Source organism: Streptococcus sp. HMSC070B10 (assembly GCF_001808665.1).
Taxonomy (GTDB): Bacteria; Bacillota; Bacilli; order Lactobacillales; family Streptococcaceae; genus Streptococcus.
In genome coordinates, this window is the sequence record NZ_KV794185.1 from 45,682 (window position 1) to 62,148 (window position 16,467).

The 16,467-nt window shown below is 41.9% G+C and carries 15 protein-coding genes and 1 pseudogene; 1 reads left to right on the top strand and 15 read right to left on the bottom strand.

The genetic code is table 11. From position 1 onward, the window contains the following. Positions 1 to 51 precede the first annotated feature (51 nt). The 9 genes and pseudogenes from HMPREF2613_RS06175 to HMPREF2613_RS11880 all read right to left on the bottom strand — a co-directional run. Positions 52 to 561 carry a DUF2812 domain-containing protein gene (locus HMPREF2613_RS06175; protein ID WP_042900413.1) on the bottom strand — a complete coding sequence of 170 codons (510 nt, stop codon included), beginning with the start codon at positions 559 to 561 and terminating at the stop codon, positions 52 to 54. Between the two features lie 34 nt (positions 562 to 595). Then, entirely contained in the window at positions 596 to 1,171 is a 576-nt protein-coding gene (locus HMPREF2613_RS06180; RefSeq protein ID WP_042900352.1) for a DUF2812 domain-containing protein, read from the bottom strand. Then, a complete protein-coding gene (locus HMPREF2613_RS06185; RefSeq protein ID WP_070479744.1) occupies positions 1,171 to 1,491 on the bottom strand; it encodes a PadR family transcriptional regulator in 321 nt (106 codons plus the stop codon). The genes HMPREF2613_RS06180 and HMPREF2613_RS06185 overlap by 1 nt, the downstream gene beginning before the upstream one ends. Positions 1,492 to 1,604: 113 nt before the next feature. After that, the gene (gene glnA / locus HMPREF2613_RS06190) at positions 1,605 to 2,951 is read right to left on the bottom strand and encodes a type I glutamate--ammonia ligase (protein ID WP_070479746.1); all 1,347 of its coding nucleotides are present in this window, start codon (positions 2,949 to 2,951) and stop codon (positions 1,605 to 1,607) included. A gap of 36 nt (positions 2,952 to 2,987) precedes the next feature. Beyond that, positions 2,988 to 3,344, bottom strand: a complete 357-nt coding sequence (glnR, locus tag HMPREF2613_RS06195) for a transcriptional repressor GlnR (protein ID WP_000659548.1) — start codon at positions 3,342 to 3,344, stop codon at positions 2,988 to 2,990. 76 nt (positions 3,345 to 3,420) lie between these two features. Continuing rightward, entirely contained in the window at positions 3,421 to 3,948 is a 528-nt protein-coding gene (locus HMPREF2613_RS06200; protein WP_064275931.1) for an FUSC family protein, read from the bottom strand. A 135-nt stretch (positions 3,949 to 4,083) separates the two neighbouring features. After that, on the bottom strand, positions 4,084 to 5,283 hold the full coding sequence (locus tag HMPREF2613_RS06205; protein ID WP_070479748.1) for a phosphoglycerate kinase: 1,200 nt from the start codon (positions 5,281 to 5,283) through the stop codon (positions 4,084 to 4,086). A 273-nt stretch (positions 5,284 to 5,556) separates the two neighbouring features. Then, positions 5,557 to 10,275: an endo-beta-N-acetylglucosaminidase gene (locus HMPREF2613_RS06210; protein WP_398577596.1), complete on the bottom strand. Its 4,719-nt coding sequence runs from the start codon at positions 10,273 to 10,275 to the stop codon at positions 5,557 to 5,559. Positions 10,276 to 10,493: 218 nt separating this feature from the next. Then, positions 10,494 to 10,629, bottom strand: a pseudogene (locus HMPREF2613_RS11880) (YSIRK-type signal peptide-containing protein); the annotation flags it as partial. 303 nt (positions 10,630 to 10,932) lie between these two features. Here HMPREF2613_RS11880 and HMPREF2613_RS06215 point away from each other — a divergent pair. Beyond that, positions 10,933 to 12,564: a Na/Pi cotransporter family protein gene (locus HMPREF2613_RS06215; RefSeq protein ID WP_070479751.1), complete on the top strand. Its 1,632-nt coding sequence runs from the start codon at positions 10,933 to 10,935 to the stop codon at positions 12,562 to 12,564. A gap of 96 nt (positions 12,565 to 12,660) precedes the next feature. On the opposite strand, the gene HMPREF2613_RS06220 is transcribed toward HMPREF2613_RS06215, so the two are convergent. The 6 genes from HMPREF2613_RS06220 to HMPREF2613_RS06245 all read right to left on the bottom strand — a co-directional run bounded on the left by HMPREF2613_RS06220 (position 12,661) and on the right by HMPREF2613_RS06245 (position 16,420). Next, positions 12,661 to 12,957, bottom strand: coding sequence for a bacteriocin immunity family protein (locus HMPREF2613_RS06220; RefSeq protein ID WP_070479752.1), 297 nt, complete (start codon positions 12,955 to 12,957; stop codon positions 12,661 to 12,663). A 19-nt stretch (positions 12,958 to 12,976) separates the two neighbouring features. Beyond that, complete coding sequence (gene pepA / locus HMPREF2613_RS06225; RefSeq protein ID WP_000209170.1) at positions 12,977 to 14,041, bottom strand: glutamyl aminopeptidase; 1,065 nt, start codon at positions 14,039 to 14,041, stop codon at positions 12,977 to 12,979. A gap of 117 nt (positions 14,042 to 14,158) precedes the next feature. Next, positions 14,159 to 14,395, bottom strand: coding sequence for a membrane protein insertion efficiency factor YidD (gene yidD / locus HMPREF2613_RS06230; protein ID WP_070479753.1), 237 nt, complete (start codon positions 14,393 to 14,395; stop codon positions 14,159 to 14,161). Beyond that, the gene (locus tag HMPREF2613_RS06235) at positions 14,395 to 15,117 is read right to left on the bottom strand and encodes a pseudouridine synthase (protein ID WP_001222228.1); all 723 of its coding nucleotides are present in this window, start codon (positions 15,115 to 15,117) and stop codon (positions 14,395 to 14,397) included. The genes yidD and HMPREF2613_RS06235 overlap by 1 nt, the downstream gene beginning before the upstream one ends. After that, on the bottom strand, positions 15,104 to 15,673 hold the full coding sequence (scpB, locus tag HMPREF2613_RS06240) for an SMC-Scp complex subunit ScpB (protein WP_070479754.1): 570 nt from the start codon (positions 15,671 to 15,673) through the stop codon (positions 15,104 to 15,106). Before scpB ends, HMPREF2613_RS06235 begins: the two co-directional genes overlap by 14 nt. Before the next feature lie 18 nt (positions 15,674 to 15,691). Beyond that, on the bottom strand, positions 15,692 to 16,420 hold the full coding sequence (locus HMPREF2613_RS06245) for a segregation/condensation protein A (RefSeq protein WP_070479755.1): 729 nt from the start codon (positions 16,418 to 16,420) through the stop codon (positions 15,692 to 15,694). Between the last annotated feature and the right edge of the window lie 47 nt (positions 16,421 to 16,467).

Below are 16,467 nucleotides of genomic sequence, written 5' to 3' on the forward strand. Positions count from 1 at the left end.
GCACTCTTTTGCCAAGAGTGCTAAAAATCGGTCTGAAGACCTAGAACCTTACTATTCATCTACTTGGTATTTCCTTTTTAGTCTGAAATAACCATAAATTAGATAAGAAATCATAAAGGCATATAAAATAAAAATAACGAAGAAAGACATAGAAAGCTCTTCTTTAAATAAACTCATACAAACAACAAACCCACCTAAAAAAGTAGCTGTACAGGAACGAAGTCTATATCGTACAACTTCCCACATAAGATTATTACTCATATAGACTTGATCCTCTGAAAGTATATCAGAAGCTGGTTTACGAAGAATCGAACAAGAACCTGCTCCTATCAATTCCCAACCTCTATTTCTAAAGTCTTGTAGTTCATGCTTATATTTTTTAAGAAATCTAGAATCATAGATACAGTATATGACATCGTCTGGTTGACATTGGTCAAAATAGAAAAAACCAAAACGACTCGTTCTATACCTCCAACCTTTCAAGTGCATCTCATGTAAATAATCTTCTACCTTATCCAAATCAAGAATTGTGAAAATCTTAAATTGCTTTTTATTTATCATGACTTTCCCTCCAATTTTAAACATACCTACCCTATCATAAATCTGATAATTCCTTCTTTTTATGCCATAACTTCCAGCTAATATAGACAACCATTAACAAAAGGATTAAAGACAAGAAAATATCTAGCCCGACCGCAAGTAAACTCCATAGACCATACGCATTACTTCTATTGAGCAATTTAAGTAAGAATGGTATATGTATGGCTAGCAAAAGTAAAACAGGTACTAGTCGCAGTCTTAAAATGCGATTAACCATAGCTAACTTCCCAGCAGCGTCATTATAAATTTCAAACTCTACATTCGATTCAATTTCAGAATGCGCTTTTCTAAAATAGGAAAAACTATTAAAGTCTGTAATATGCTCCCAGCCACAATCTTTAAATAGTTGTAAATAGGAGGTTCTTTCTGATTTTTCCATTGGGTAAAAATCCAACCGATAAGACACTTGCTCAGGGTGACACTTTTCAAAGGTATACTTAACTGCAAACAATAAGATAGAGTAGCTTACTTTCCTAAGTTTCCAGCCCTTAGCATGCATTTCTCTAAAGTATAGAGCCTCCCTCTCATAATCCGCAATTGTAAAAATTCGATAAACAATTTTCTTTTCCATCATACTTCCTCCCGACTGTTTCTATAGAGCCGTTCAATACGCTTCAATTCAATATCTAAGACTTTTCGTCCCAAGTCTGTGATATGATAGATTTTCCGTTTCTCCTCTTCTCGGACAAAAGAAATCAAACCATCCTTTTCCATTTTTGACAAGGTTCCATACATAGTTCCAGGACTAATCAAGACTTGCGAATCTGTCATCTCCTTGACCTTTTGTGTAATACCATATCCATGATTCTCCTTCTGCAGACAGAACAAGATATAAAAACCTGTTTCCGTCATCGGAAGATAAACTCGACGGATCTTATCCGTTAATTCCATTTACAGCCACCTCCTATCTAGTTCGATATATCGTACTTCGTTATATAAAATATATCACACCTCGATATAAAAAGCAAGAAAAAAGACCGCCCTCAGGCAATCTTTCCTCTATATTAGTAAAGGTCTAAATAGTTATCAACTTCCCATTGTGACACAAAGGTCGCATAGCTAGCCCACTCGATACGTTTCGCTTCAAGGAAGCTAGTGTAGATGTGATCTCCCAGGGCAGCCTTGACCACTTCATCTTCAGTCAAAGCTTTCAAAGCGTTGTGAAGAGTTGATGGAAGGTCTGTAATGCCAGCTTCCTTACGCTCTTCTGCTGTCATGATGTAGATATTTTCTTCGATAGGAGCTGGTGCTTCGATTTTGTTTTCAATACCATGCAAACCAACTTCCAAAAGAACCGCCATAGCGATATAAGGATTCGCCATTGGATCCACTGAACGTAACTCAAGACGGGTTCCCATACCACGTGAAGCAGGCACGCGCACAAGTGGCGAACGGTTACGACCAGCCCAAGCAATGTAAACAGGCGCTTCATAACCTGGAACCAAACGTTTGTATGAGTTAACCGTTGGGTTCATGATAGCAGTATAGTTGTAGGCATGCTTGATCAAACCACCAAGGAAATAGTAGGCAGTTTCAGACAACTGCATTCCTTTTGGATCATTGGGATCAAAGAAGGCATTATTTCCTTCTGCATCAAACAAGGACATATTACAGTGCATACCTGATCCAGCAATACCAAATTTTGGTTTGGCCATAAAGGTTGCGTAAAGACCATGTTTGCGAGCAATGGTTTTAACAACGAGTTTAAAGATTTGAATCTTATCACAAGCACGGAGAACTTCATCGTACTTAAAGTCAATCTCATGTTGTCCAACCGCAACCTCATGGTGACTTGCTTCTACTTCAAATCCCATTTTGGTCAAGACATTGACAATCTCACGACGTGTATTGTCCGCAAGGTCAGTAGGCGCCAAATCAAAGTAGCCACCCTTGTCATTTACTTCAAGTGTTGGGTCTCCATTTTCATCAAGTTTAAATAGGAAGAATTCTGGTTCTGGTCCAAGGTTGAAGGACTTGAATCCCACTTCTTCCATGTGACGAAGAGCACGTTTCAAATTGCCACGAGGATCACCTGCAAATGGCTCACCTTCTGTTGTATAGACATCACAGATCAAACCTGCAACACTTCCATTTTCATCTCCCCAAGGGAAGACTGTCCATGTATCCAAGTCAGGGTACAAGTACATATCTGACTCATTGATACGTACAAAACCTTCAATAGAAGATCCATCAAACATAGCCTTATTTGACAAGACTTTATCTAACTGTTCATCTGTAGCAGGAATTTCGACGTTTTTCATGGTTCCCAAAATATCTGAGAACATGAGACGAATAAAGGTAACATTTTTTTCCTTGACTTCACGACGAATATCTGCAGCTGTGATTGACATGAGTTTTCTCCTTAATGTATGACTACTTGCGGTTGCCTAACCGCGACCAAAAGGTGACCGTACTGAAGCAAAGCGACCCTGTTGGAGGAGTTCATTGTGAAGTGCACGGCGCACCTCAGTCTGACTCACCGCTTTCTTGGATTTCGCTTCACGTTCAGCATATTTTTTCTTAATGGCAGCGATATTATAACCTTCAGAGATATAATCTTTGATTTCAAGCAGACGATCCATGTCATTCAAGGAGTACATGCGACGGTTTCCTTCGTTTCGATCAGGTTTAATCAACTCTTGATCTTCATAATAACGAATCTGACGCGCCGATAGATCGGTCAACTTCATAACACTGCCGATAGGAAAAACAGCCATATTTCGGCGAAATTCTTTTTCCTTCATTTACAATTTCCTTCTTTCTGTCTATTATAGTCTAAAAAAAGACAAACGTCAATTGATAATGTTATAAAATGTAACATTATTTTTCTTTTTTCTCTAACAAAAGCCGAATGCGATCAATATCGTAATTCACGAGAATTGCGACAAAAACTCCCATGAAAGTTTCTGATACACGCGCAAACACGTACAAAATTGTCTCTCCACTAGGAATCGATAGGGTAATGATTAACATAGCCGCTACGCCACCTATAACACCTGCTTTGTTATTCATGGCCACATTTGTCATAATGGTTAACATGGTGCAGATGGGAACAACAACCAAGGTCACCCAAAAAGCCTCGTGGAAAAAAGTATTTAATAGGAAGAAGAGCAGGGCATAGAGGCCACCGATACTATTTCCTAGTATACGCGAAGTCCCAAAATGGACACTCTTATCAAAACTCTCCCTCAGGCTAAAAACAGCTGTCAAAGCACCGATTTGAAGACCTTTCCAGCCAAAAAAGCCAAAAATCAAGAGAACTAGAAAAACAGCAATACCTGTTTTAAAGGTTCGCATACCAAGTTTGAACTGGGATTTATCGAATTTATATTTTTTAAAATAACTCATAATCTCAACTTTCTATTTCCATTTTATCATAATTTGGGGAATTTTATGAGCAATAGTTGAGAGGAAGCGTTTTTATTTCGAGTAAAAGAAAAGAGGAATTTTCATCCCTCTCTTCTTTGATTTATTTATGAAATCTTATTTTTCTGTCAAAGCTGCAAGTCCTGGAAGAACTTTACCTTCAAGAAGTTCCATTGATGCTCCACCACCAGTAGAGATCCATGAGAACTTGTCTGCACGTCCAAGGTTGATTGCTGCGGCAGCTGAGTCACCACCACCGATGATTGATTTCACGCCTGGTTGTTTCACGATAGCGTCCATCACACCGATTGTACCAGCTTGGAAGTCAGGGTTCTCAAATACACCCATAGGTCCGTTCCATACAACTGTTTTGGCACCAGTCAAAGCTTCGTCAAATTTAGCGATAGATTTTGGACCGATGTCAAGACCAAGGAAGCCTTCAGAAACTGCTTCACCTTCAGTATCACGCACTTCAGTGTAACCAGCAAATGCGTTAGCTTCTTTAGAATCAACTGGCAAAATCAATTTACCGTTTGCTTTTTCAAGAAGAGCTTTCGCAACATCCAATTTGTCTTCTTCTACAAGTGAGTTACCGATTTCGATACCTTGTGCTTTGTAGAATGTGTAAGTCATACCACCACCGATAAGAACTTTATCAGCTTTTTCAAGCAAGTTTTCGATAACACCGATCTTGTCTGAAACTTTTGAACCACCAAGGATAGCCACGAATGGACGTTCTGGAGCTTCAACTGCTTCTTGGATGTAGGCAATTTCGTTTTCAAGAAGGAAACCAGCAACTGCTTTTTCAACGTTTGCTGAGATACCAACGTTAGATGCATGTGCACGGTGAGCTGTACCGAATGCATCGTTTACGAAGATACCATCTCCAAGTGATGCCCAGTATTTACCAAGTTCAGGATCGTTTTTAGATTCTTTCTTGCCGTCAACATCTTCGTAACGAGTGTTTTCAACCAAGAGAACTTGTCCATCTTCAAGAGCGTTGATAGCTGCTTCCAATTCATCACCACGAGTGACACCTGGAAGGAAAGCAACGTCTTGACCCAATTTAGCTGCCAAGTCAGCAGCTACAGGAGCAAGTGATTTACCAGCTTTGTCTGCTTCTTCTTTTACACGGCCAAGGTGAGAGAAGAGGATAGCACGTCCACCTTGTTCAAGGATGTACTTGATAGTTGGAAGAGCTGCAGTGATACGGTTGTCGTTGGTAATCACGCCATCTTTTACAGGTACGTTGAAGTCAACACGAACGAGAACTTTTTTCCCTTTCAATTCAACGTCTTTAACAGTCAATTTTGCCATTAGATATGACTCCTTCTTTTTTTATACGTGTTAATTATATCACAAAATCAGCAAAAGAGATAGAAAAACCCTAAACTTTTCCAGTTCTTTCTTGCAACGAAAACTAGCATTTCTGAAAATCAAAACTAGAAAAACCTTTCCAAATCAATAAGTAATACAAGAAAAACTAGTTAATCCATCTCATTCTTCCACTGATTTTTACTAGTTAAAACGAGGTTTGACTAATCTGCAGCCAAACCTTGTTTTTAGTTGTTATGAGGAAATGCAAGAATCCTAAATCGATTCGTTTTCTCTCTTCTTTCCAGCAAGTAGGCCATAGCCACTCATCACTCCGAGGAGTCCTAGTGCTACTAGACTAGCATCTCTTGTTACTCCAGTATTTGGAAGTTCTTTACCTACTTTTTCATTTGTCGGTGTTGCTAAAAGAGCTTGACCTGTTTTTTGAGAGTCTTGCTCTACTTTCGTTCCAACTTCAACAATTTCTGGAATCGCTTCTTGGATGACTTCTGTTGTACGAAGAGTACGATTGCCTTGGGCATCGACTTCTACAAAGCGACGAACTTGTCCTTTCACACCTGATTGAACTAGCTGGTGTTGTCCTTTAAGAAGGCTTGCACTTGGGCGTTCTTGACGTTCGAAAGCAACTGTATCCTCTTCAATTTCTAATTTCGGAGTTTCTAAAACTAGGTCTTTTACTCCTTCTGCTGGTTGGTTGCTTGATAGAACTTTTGTTCCTACTTCGGTAATCTCTGGAAGAGCTTCCTTGAGAACTTCTGTTGTACGAAGGATACGATTGCCTTGGGAATCTACTTCTACTAGATGACGAACTTGACCTTCTTCTCCAGCTTGCACAATACGACGTCGACCTTTGAGAAGTTCTGAATTTGGACGTTCTTGACGTTCAAAGGATACTGCAACTTCTTCAACTTCTAGTTTCGGAGTTTCTAGAACTAAATCTTTAACTCCTTCTGCTGGTTGATTACTTGAAAAGACTTTGGTTCCAACTTCTACGATTTCAGGGGTTGCTTCTTTCAAAACTTCTGTAGCGCGAAGCGTACGATTGCCTTGACTATCTACTTCTACTAGACGACGAATTTGCCCTTCTTCTCCTTTTTGGACAAGTTGACGTTGACCTTTAAGAAGGTTCGCACTTGGTCGCTCTTGACGTTCATAGGCTGTTGTTTCAGTTTCAACAACTAGTTCAGGGAGGACCTCAACTGTCGGGGCTACTTCACTTGGATCCATGCTACCAACATGATGACTTTCTTCTGCAGGAGCTAGTTTCTTATTCAGCTTTTCTTTCATGTCAGCAAAAGCTCGTGGAGTTGGCATCTCTGAAGCCAACAAAGTTTCTGCTTGTTCAATCAACTCAGCTTTAGGATCTTTTTCACGGACGGATTCGAGCAAGCCTTCCAATTCTTCTCTAGCAGTTTGATAACGTTGATTTCCATCCAAGTCCGCTCCAGCTTGTTTCAATTCATTCAAGGCTTTGTTGACTTCTTCTTGACTGGCATCATGGTTTTCTGCAACAGCTTTAGCTGCATTGAGTTTCTCTACTAGTACAGCTTGTTTGTCCTCACTTGAGAAGGTATAGGCAAGGGTTGACTGACGGCCTTGGGCAGCAGTGATTTCTTGTTTAAGGTATTCATCATTAACTGCAGCCTTTGGAGAAACCAAGACATCAAACTCAGCTGTGTGCCCCTTGTAATGCAGCGTCAAGGTCTGGCGTCCAGTCTTCTGAGCATCGTATCCCGTGATTTCAACACCTTCATCAGTAAAGCTGTGAGTCTCTTCTGTCTCATCATCATAGAGAACACCAAAGCGACCTTCAGAGAGATCCAGTTGATCTCCTACTAGATAGTCTGTTTTTGGTTTCTTAGTAATATACAAGCCCGCTACTTCTTTTGGTTTTCCTTCATCCTGTCCTGTCACTTGGACTTTCAGATCACCTGACACTGGTAAACCAAGGTATTGCAGTGTTAGGTTTTGTTCCCCTTTTTGATGAGCGTCGTATCCAGATACCGTCACACCTGAGTGAGTAAGGTTAATCAGCTCGTCGACTTGTCCCCCTTCGTATTGAACACGGAGTGTTCCGCCTCTGAGGTCCAGTTTTTCTCCTTCTTTATAAACTGTCTTTTTAGGTCCTTTTTCAAGGCTAACTGCAGCAATTTTTCTCTCATCCTGTGGAATCGCTACAGCCAAGGTGTTACTGATTTCTTTGCCAGGAAGTTGGGTACGATAGTAGAGGAGTTTTGGTTGTTTGTCAAAGGCCAATGGTGATGTTGCCAAGTCACCACCAGTTTCAGTCTTCAAGGTTGCAATTGGTGTTTGTGAATTAGCCTTGTCATAAACGGTGATGGTTGCGCCTGCCGGAACATCAGAGAAGCCTAGTTGAACTTGGTGGTTTCCAAGTGAACGAGTAGCTACCTTAGCCATTGGAATATTTTGACTTTCAGTGTCCAAGGCTTCGTACATCTTCCAGTTGTAGATACGAATGGCCTTCCAAGGTGTTCCGTTATCAGATGTAATGACATGCAAACGCCAGTCTTGGGCAGTAATTGGTTTGTCAAGAGTGATATCCGTAACGTGCGCTTTATTACCACGGACTTCCTTAGCTAGTTTCCACTCGCCATCTGTATCCTTGTAGTAAAGATCAAAATCCTTGGTGTTCATCAGACCATCGTTAACAGACTCACCACCAGCTCCCGCATGATCCATCACCCATCTGACAACACGACGTGGTTGAGTCAAACGAATATCGACACTACCGCTCAATTGTCCTGAAGACCACTTGTCTGAAAGACTGGTAATGGTACCGTTCAACATACCTTCAATACCTTCTCCACCTTCGGTATTCGGGAAAGTGCTACCGATAACCGTTGCCCCTGGAACAATATTTTCAGCCAAAGGTCTTGGGAGAGTCGTATCCTGAACAGTCATGCCCCAGTTAAAGGATGTCGTCGCAGCTTCTGAACGAAGGCCATTTTTACCAACTGCAACGACTTTCAATTCTTGCGTCGTACCAGTCGCATTAGCAGAGCGGCTAACTTTTGGCAAGTAGATGGTTGAAGCAGATGAACCTGTCAACAAACGCCAGTTATCCCCATCTTTTTCGTAGACTTCATAGAAATCCGCATCTTGATTACCCGCAAATTGAACCACTGCTTCAGCTTCTTGGGCATTCTTAAGAGACTGTTTCACCACAGAGAGACCTGTAGGCGCTTGTGGTGCTTGGTGATTGTCTGAAATTGTTAATTGACCTAGGTTAAACTGATAATCTTTTACAGCTCCTTCATGCTCGAAGAAGAGTTTGACTGCATAGATGGTTTTACCTGCTAGTGAGCTGAGATCAAATTCTTCATTTATCCAGTTGTCAGAAAAGGTTAGCTCTTTCCATGCATCTGCATCATCGAATTTGTAGTCTGGGGTTGTAGAAAAGGCCATAAAAACTTTCGAGCCTTTTCCTCCCTTGTGGGCAACACGAAGTTTGGTTTTCTCAGTTACTTCTAACTTAGTAGAATACAAATTCACATCCTGGTCCGTCTTACCAGCTACATTACCTGAGAATTTAAGGGAATTTCCGCCATTGTAGGCATCTGTAAAATCATATTCTGCACGAAGTTTTTCCCCTGTTGAAGTCTGCCACCAGCGCCATGTTGGCAAGATACCTGAAACCGAACGGTAGTTCCACTCAGAATCCTTAGAAACCTTTCCGTCTACAAACCACTTTCTACCATGGCCTGTATTAAAGGAAGTAGTGAAGGTCCGGCCTACTGCTGGTGTGCGGTCTGCAACTAAATTAGCAATCCCATACCACTCTTTGTCCGCTGGTTTTTGAGCTGTCGGATCTCCTTGGTAACCTGTGAAGAAGATATCTTCGTTTTTATGGTAATCTTCACCTGTTTTTCCTAGACTGGTAATTGTATCTGGTGCAAAGAGTCCAAGTGACAAACGTAACTTGCCTTTTTCATCTAAAAGGGCATCCCATTTAACTTTTGTCTTATAAGAACCACCTTGTTGCAATTCCAATCCTGCAAAGACATCATATTGGCTACGTTCCAGCCATTTTGCCATTTCTACAGAGTGGTCATTCTTTTCCTTATTCCAGTTGAAATTGGCAAAGAATTGATCCGCAGGGACCTTGTCACCTTCTTTTTGCATGAACTGGTAGTTGTAATCACCTAGACCATCTTCGTGGTAACGACCATATTTATAGGTCATGGCATCGTACCAAGCATACTTGATTGGATGGTTGACTTTTGCCGCATATTCTTTTGTATAGAGCATGAATTGACGCATTTTTTCACCAAGTGGCGTTACTAAGTCACCTGTTGTTTCTTGGTTGATAAAATACCCATCAAAGCCATAGTACTTAGCAAGGTCGACAAGTTTTCGTGCAATAGGGAAGGTTCCATCCTCATCTTGTTTCAAAGCAGCAACAAATTTCTCTTGGTCAGCAATACTGTTGGACCAGTTGAAGAAAAGTGTTCCATAAACGGGAACTCCGTTACGATGCCCTGCATCAATGACATCTGGAGTTGGGACTAGACCTTCCCAGAAGACCATTGAATCCAAGTATTGCCAGTAGTCAAAGGCGTAGGCCTTGAATTCTTCTCCACCAACAGAAGCGTGGTCTTTAGCCTTTGAGTTGGTATTTGCTAGCGCCTGAACCTTGGCTCTTCTACTTGCTTTTTCATTCACCAACTGGCCTCTATGGCGCTTGGCTAGTTCAACTGAGGAACGATTGATGGGATCATCCTCACGCGCACCCGGTTCCCATTTCAACAAATCCTCCCAAGAATTAAATTTGATTTCCTTTGGTTTTAATGTTTTTTCTGTATTTTTAGGGACATCTGGCTGGACTTCTTTTTCAGTCTTATTAGCTTCTGCTGCTGGCTTAGACTCATCCCCTTGGCTAGTTCCTTCAGGCTTTGCTTCTGTTTCCTTGTCAGACTTAGGTTTTGCTTCTGCAGATGGTGTTTCCGCAGCCACCTCACTTGCTTTTTCCTCTGGTTTAGCTGCGCTTACTGCCTCTGCAGTTTCAGTAGTTGCAGCTTCATTGCTTGCTGGCGAAGCAGTTTCAGATGCTGTCGCTACTCCTTCTGCCTTTTCTGGCTTATTTTCTCTAGCATGTTCTCCTTCATGCTGCTTGTCAGCTTCATTAGTTGGATGCTCACTCTCTCCTGAAACAAGCTCTGTATGGGCTCCGCTATTTTCAGGAACTGCAGTTTCTTCAGCCAAGGCTGGACCAGCAAATAAAACAGCACCAATCATTAGCGAGCAGGCTCCTACTGATAACTTACGAATACTGTAACGACAACGTCTTTCAAAAAATGGATTCTTCATTTTCTCCTCCTAAAAGATTGATTTTGCTACACAAAAGAAAGCGCTTAACTTTCTTTATAAAATTTTTATCCCAATCACAGGGACCAAGATAATTCCTCCCTCATTTTAAAATATTTCTTTTAAATGTCAATATATAAAAGGAAATACCTATATCTAGGTTAGAAATTGGTAAAATTAATATAATTAAGGCCCATTCTAACGAATTTTCTTTCTAAAATCTTAGCTTAACACTTGTTAGATTTACTTTTATCCTTTAAAATAGAATAGGAGAAATTCCGTTATTATTTTTCGGAGGAAAAAGAAATGTCCATTAATTGGCAGGAAATTTTATTTCACTTTTTAGGTGGTCTGGGACTATTCTTGTATAGTATCAAGACCATGGGAGACGGTTTGCAACAAGCTGCTGGAGATCGCCTTCGTTTTTACATTGACAAGTACACCAGCAATCCCTTTTTAGGTGTTCTAGTCGGGATTGTCGTGACTGCCCTGATTCAGTCAAGTACAGGGGTCACAGTTATCACGGTTGGACTGGTCAGCGCTAGTCTTCTCACTCTTAGACAGGCTATCGGAATTATCATGGGAGCCAACATCGGAACCACCGTTACTTCCTTTATCATCGGTTTCAAGCTTGGTGAGTATGCTTTACCCCTGATTTTCCTTGGAACCATGTTCCTATTTTTTACAAAAAACAGAACCGCAAACAATATCGGGCGCATCCTGTTTGGTGTAGGGGGAATCTTCTATGCTCTAAACCTCATCAGTGCCGGTATGAGCCCTCTTAAAGATTTACCACAATTTAAGGAATACATGGTAACCTTGGGACAAAATCCTGTGTTGGGAGTTTTTGCCGGTGCAGTGATTACCGTCCTCATACAAGCTTCTTCTGCGACAATCGGGATTTTGCAAGGTCTCTATGCAGGTGGATTCCTTGACCTTAAAGGTTCGCTACCAGTTCTCTTCGGGGATAATATCGGGACAACTTTAACAGTTATCATCGCGGCAGCAGGAGCCAATGTCTCTGCGAAACGCGTTGCTGCAACCCACGTTACCTTTAACGTTTTAGGAACTATTCTTTGCTTAATCTTATTAGGCCCCTTCACTGCAATGATTGAGTACTTCCAAGCACTCCTTCACCTCTCACCTGAGATGACCATCGCCTTCTCTCACGGTGCCTTTAACGTAAGTAACACCATTGTACAATTTCCCTTCATCGGAGCCTTGGCCTACTTTGTAACCAAGCTCATCCCTGGTGAAGATGAAGTTGTGAAGTACGAGCCACTTTATCTTGATGAGCATTTGATTAAACAAGCTCCATCAATCGCTCTCGGAAATGCGAAAAAAGAACTCCTTCACTTAGGAAATTATGCTTCTAAAGCCTTTGATCTTTCATACAACTACATAATTGACCTCAATGAAAAAGTTGCTGAAAAAGGCCACAAGACGGAAGAAGCCATCAATACTATTGATGAAAAATTGACTCGTTACCTCATTACTCTTTCAAGTGAAGCCCTTAGCCAGAAAGAAAGTGAAGTGCTCACCAACATCCTGGATTCATCCCGTGATTTGGAACGGATTGGGGACCACGCAGAAGCGCTAATCAATCTAACCGACTACCTTCAACGTAAAAACGTTGAGTTCTCTGAAGCTGCTTTGCAGGAATTGGCTGATATCTATCAAAAAACCACTGGCTTTATCAAGGATGCCCTTGATAGCGTGGAAAACAATGATATCGAAAAAGCTCAAAGTCTGATTGAACGCCATAAAGAAATCAACAATATGGAACGTGTTCTCAGAAAGACCCACATCAAGCGCCTCAACAAGGGCGAGTGTTCAACACAAGCTGGGGTCAACTTTATCGACATCATTTCCCACTATACACGTGTATCTGACCACGCTATGAATCTAGCTGAAAAGGTCATCGCTGAACAAATCTAAGAACCAAGAAGCTATCCTAAATAGGATGGCTTTTTCTTCTCCTTATCAAGAATTACTTTTCTTTCATATAGAAAAATGCTTTGATTCACAATGGAATCAAAGCATTTTAAAGAGCTCCCCATACATAAGCGCAGAAGCTGCAGTTCCCCTGTACTTGGCTTCTTCTCTTTTGATAAAGCGAGCCAAGTTTATCAATTCAGGTGCTGGATGTTTGGGATTTAGGAGCAATTCACGATTGACCAGGCCTGAGAGACGGACTGCCAGCAATTGCTCATTTGTAGCAGGCAGTTTTTTAGCAGTCTCTAGGAGAGCAGCAACTAAATCTTCACTCAAATCATGTCGAGCATGATTGTAAAGATCTTTTATAAGGCTTTCTAGGTTTGGTTCTACCATCCCTACCACCTCCTTATGTTTAATAATTTTTAATCAAATCAACCGTTGAACGATCCAATTTTTTCACCAAGGCTTGCAAGAAAGCTTGAGCTTCTAGGAAGTCATCCATAGCGTAGAGGGTTTGGTGAGAATGGATATAACGAGCGCAGACACCGATAGTTGTAGATGGGACACCACCATTTTTCAAATGAGCTGCGCCAGCGTCTGTTCCACCTTTTCCACAGTAGTATTGGTACTTGATTCCAGCTTCTTCAGCTGTTGTCAAAAGGAAATCCTTCATACCTGGGAGAAGCAAGTGACCTGGATCGTAGAAACGAATCAAGGTTCCATCCCCAATCTTGCCTTGACCGCCATAAACATCACCAGCAGGTGAGCAGTCAACTGCTAGGAAAACTTCTGGGTCAAACTTAGTTGTGGAAGTATGAGCACCTCGGAGACCAACTTCTTCTTGGACGTTAGAGCCAAGATAGAGTTCATTTCCGAGTTTTTGACCTGAAAGAGCTTCCGCCAACTCGCTTACCATAAGAACCCCGTAGCGGTTGTCCCAAGCTTTTGAGATGATATTTTTTTCATTGGCTGTCAAGATTGCAGAGCTATCAGGGACAATGGTATCACCAGGACGGATGCCAAAGCTTTCTGCCTCAGCCTTGTCCGCAAAACCACCATCAAAGACAATATCCGCAATGGCTGGCATGGTTGGTCCACCCTTTCCACGAGTCAAATGTGGCGGAACAGAGCCTGAAATCACTGGAATTTCACGACCATCACGAGTCAAGAGTTTGAAACGTTGGCTGCTGACCACCATAGGATTCCATCCACCGATTTCTACCACACGGAAGGTACCGTCTGGCTTGATTTCGCTGACCATAAAACCAACTTCATCCATGTGAGAAGCGACCAAGACACGCGGTGCATCTGCAGCTTCTGAATGTTTAATTCCGAAAATACCACCCAAGCCATCTGTCACCACTTCATCCACGTGCGGTGTTAACTTTTCACGAAGATAAGCACGGACAGGTGCTTCATGACCTGAGATCGCAGCAAGTTCTGTTACTTCTTTGATTTTTGAAAATAATGTTGTCATTTCAGTTCCTTCTTTCTTTCATCCATTTTACCACTTTTTATAGGAGAAGGATAGCGGGAATCATCATTCCAGATAAAACTACTTGTGAAAAAAAACGAATCACCATTGCAATTCGTTTTATTTATGATTCCGTTTAAGGGAAAAATAGTCTGGGACGGGGTCCTTGCCTGTTTTCGACCAGGGATGGCAACGTAAAATCCGAGCCAAGCCCATCAAGACACCCTTGAAGCCATGTTTTTCAATAGCCTCAATCATATAGTTTGAACAGGTAGGCTCAAAGCGACAAGAGGGTGGAAAGGCTGGGGAGATAAAACGTTGGTAAAAGCGCACAGGCGCTATTAAAATTCGTTTCATTATTTCTTGGTTACAGCCATGGTGTGTAGTTGGCTGATTTCTTTTTTATTAAGACGACGGGATTCTCCTGGACGGAGTCCTGTCAAGTCTAGATGTCCAAAACGGGTCCGTGACAACTTGTCCACTTGGAGACCGACAGCTTCAAACATCTTTTTAACCTGATGGTTACGCCCTTCATGAATGGTCAACTGCACCACAGAGCGGTTTTTAACTGGATCCACTTTGAGAATTTCATAAACAGCTGGCTTGGTTTTCTTACCATCAATCTCAAGTCCACGGGTCAAGGGGCGGAGATTGTCCTTATTGGCCACACCTTTAACACGCGCAACATAAACCTTATCAATCTCATTACGAGGGTGAATCATTTCATCCGTAAAATCCCCGTCATTGGTCAAAATCAAGACACCTGATGTATCCCAGTCCAAACGACCTACAGGGTATATGCGCTCCTTCACGTTGGGCAAGAGGTCGACAACCGTCTTGCGGCCCTTGTCATCTGTCACACTGGAAATCACACCACGTGGTTTGTTAAGCAGATAGTAAACCTTTTCTTCGTTGTAGATAGGCTGGCCTTCAACTTCGACCTTGTCGCCTGACTTGATAGTGGTTGCAAGTTCACGTACCACCTGGCCGTTAACCGTCACCAAGCCTTGCTTAATCAGCTCTTCTGCTTTTCTCCTACTGGCCACACCTGCGTGGGCAATATACTTATTGATTCTCATCTTCTTCTATCCTTTCACCAAATAATTGGCTTTCTTGGGCTTGAATCTCAAGCTCATCAATCACTGGTAATTCTTCTAAATGGTTTATCCCCATATAATCTAGGAAATAATCCGTAGTCACATAGAGGTTGGGGCGCCCCAACACTTCTTTTTTCCCGTCTTCTCGTATCAAGTCAAAGGCCTGCAACTTTGCCAAGGCCCCACTCGAGTTGACACCACGGATGGCATCAATCTCTATCCGTGTGATGGGCTGTTTGTAGGCAATGATGGACAAGGTCTCGAGGGCAGCCCGAGATAAACTCTGGTTGATAGGTGCCTTAGAGTATTCCTTCAAAATCTCTGAAAACTGAGGCTTGGTCACCAATCTATAAGCACCACCAGTCTCAATCAGGGCCAAACTGGAATCTGGGTCCTTTTCATACTTCTGGACTAATTTTTCTAAACTCTGTTGGATGCCTGTCGGTGGCAGAGAGAGGAGTTCAGCTAACTGGCGGACTCTAATCCCATCTTCACCCGCTACAAACAAGAGCGCTTCTATTTTTGCTAAAGTACTCATCTTTCCTCTCTATCAAGTCTAGCTTTGGGCCACTTGACTTTCTTCCTTCTTTTCCATGAGATAAATATCTCCGAAACTTTCCTCTTGCACAAGAATCAGCTCCTGGGTTTTGATTAACTCTAGGGTTGCCAAAAAGAGGGTGATGACCTCTTGGAGATTCTGGGCTTCCTTAAACAAATCCTGCAAGCGCAATTGATCTCGTCCAGCCAAGGACTCTTTCACGATAACCATCATGTCCTCAATCTTATACTCATCCCGCAAGATAGTCGTGTGATTCTGTGCAAACTCCTCTTTTTTCTTGGCTAGGATATTTGAAAAAGCCAAAAAGAGGTCAATGGTCGTCTTGTCATGCACAAGCTCCGCATCTTCGTAAATCAACTCTGTCGGCGCTTTGGAATAGTACTGAGCCCGCTCTTGGTGCTTAGCCTCCAAGTGTTCACCCAAGAGCTTGAACTTGCGGTATTCTTCGATTTGAGAGAGGAGATCCTGCTCAAGGTCATCTTCTAAATCTGTCACTTCCGCCACCTTTGGAAGAAGTTTCCGACTTTTAATCAACATGAGCTGGCTGGCCATAACCATATACTCGCCCGCGACTTCTAAACGCATGGCTTGTAAAGTAGAGACATAGGCTAGATACTGCTCAATGACCTCGGTAATAGGCACATCATAAATATCCATCTGATACTTGGAAACTAGGTGCAAGAGCAAGTCCAGGGGCCCTTCAAAATCTTTTAATTTAATATCCATTATCTATATTTTTCTAAGGTCAGGACTGTTTTTAATCCTAATTTTTT

Excerpts from the sequence above, each read along its gene's own strand:
- HMPREF2613_RS06215 (WP_070479751.1), top strand. The coding sequence starts at position 10,933 with ATGTCCATTAATTGGCAGGAAATTTTATTTCACTTTTTAGGTGGTCTG.
- glnA (WP_070479746.1), bottom strand. The coding sequence starts at position 2,951 with ATGTCAATCACAGCTGCAGATATTCGTCGTGAAGTCAAGGAAAAAAAT.
- pepA (WP_000209170.1), bottom strand. The coding sequence starts at position 14,041 with ATGACAACATTATTTTCAAAAATCAAAGAAGTAACAGAACTTGCTGCG.
- HMPREF2613_RS06200 (WP_064275931.1), bottom strand. The coding sequence starts at position 3,948 with ATGAGTTATTTTAAAAAATATAAATTCGATAAATCCCAGTTCAAACTT.
- glnR (WP_000659548.1), bottom strand. The coding sequence starts at position 3,344 with ATGAAGGAAAAAGAATTTCGCCGAAATATGGCTGTTTTTCCTATCGGC.
- scpB (WP_070479754.1), bottom strand. The coding sequence starts at position 15,673 with ATGAGTACTTTAGCAAAAATAGAAGCGCTCTTGTTTGTAGCGGGTGAA.
- HMPREF2613_RS06220 (WP_070479752.1), bottom strand. The coding sequence starts at position 12,957 with ATGGTAGAACCAAACCTAGAAAGCCTTATAAAAGATCTTTACAATCAT.
- HMPREF2613_RS06235 (WP_001222228.1), bottom strand. The coding sequence starts at position 15,117 with ATGAGAATCAATAAGTATATTGCCCACGCAGGTGTGGCCAGTAGGAGA.
- HMPREF2613_RS06175 (WP_042900413.1), bottom strand. The coding sequence starts at position 561 with ATGATAAATAAAAAGCAATTTAAGATTTTCACAATTCTTGATTTGGAT.
- yidD (WP_070479753.1), bottom strand. The coding sequence starts at position 14,395 with ATGAAACGAATTTTAATAGCGCCTGTGCGCTTTTACCAACGTTTTATC.
- HMPREF2613_RS06205 (WP_070479748.1), bottom strand. The coding sequence starts at position 5,283 with ATGGCAAAATTGACTGTTAAAGACGTTGAATTGAAAGGGAAAAAAGTT.
- HMPREF2613_RS06245 (WP_070479755.1), bottom strand. The coding sequence starts at position 16,420 with ATGGATATTAAATTAAAAGATTTTGAAGGGCCCCTGGACTTGCTCTTG.
- HMPREF2613_RS06185 (WP_070479744.1), bottom strand. The coding sequence starts at position 1,491 with ATGGAATTAACGGATAAGATCCGTCGAGTTTATCTTCCGATGACGGAA.
- HMPREF2613_RS06180 (WP_042900352.1), bottom strand. The coding sequence starts at position 1,171 with ATGGAAAAGAAAATTGTTTATCGAATTTTTACAATTGCGGATTATGAG.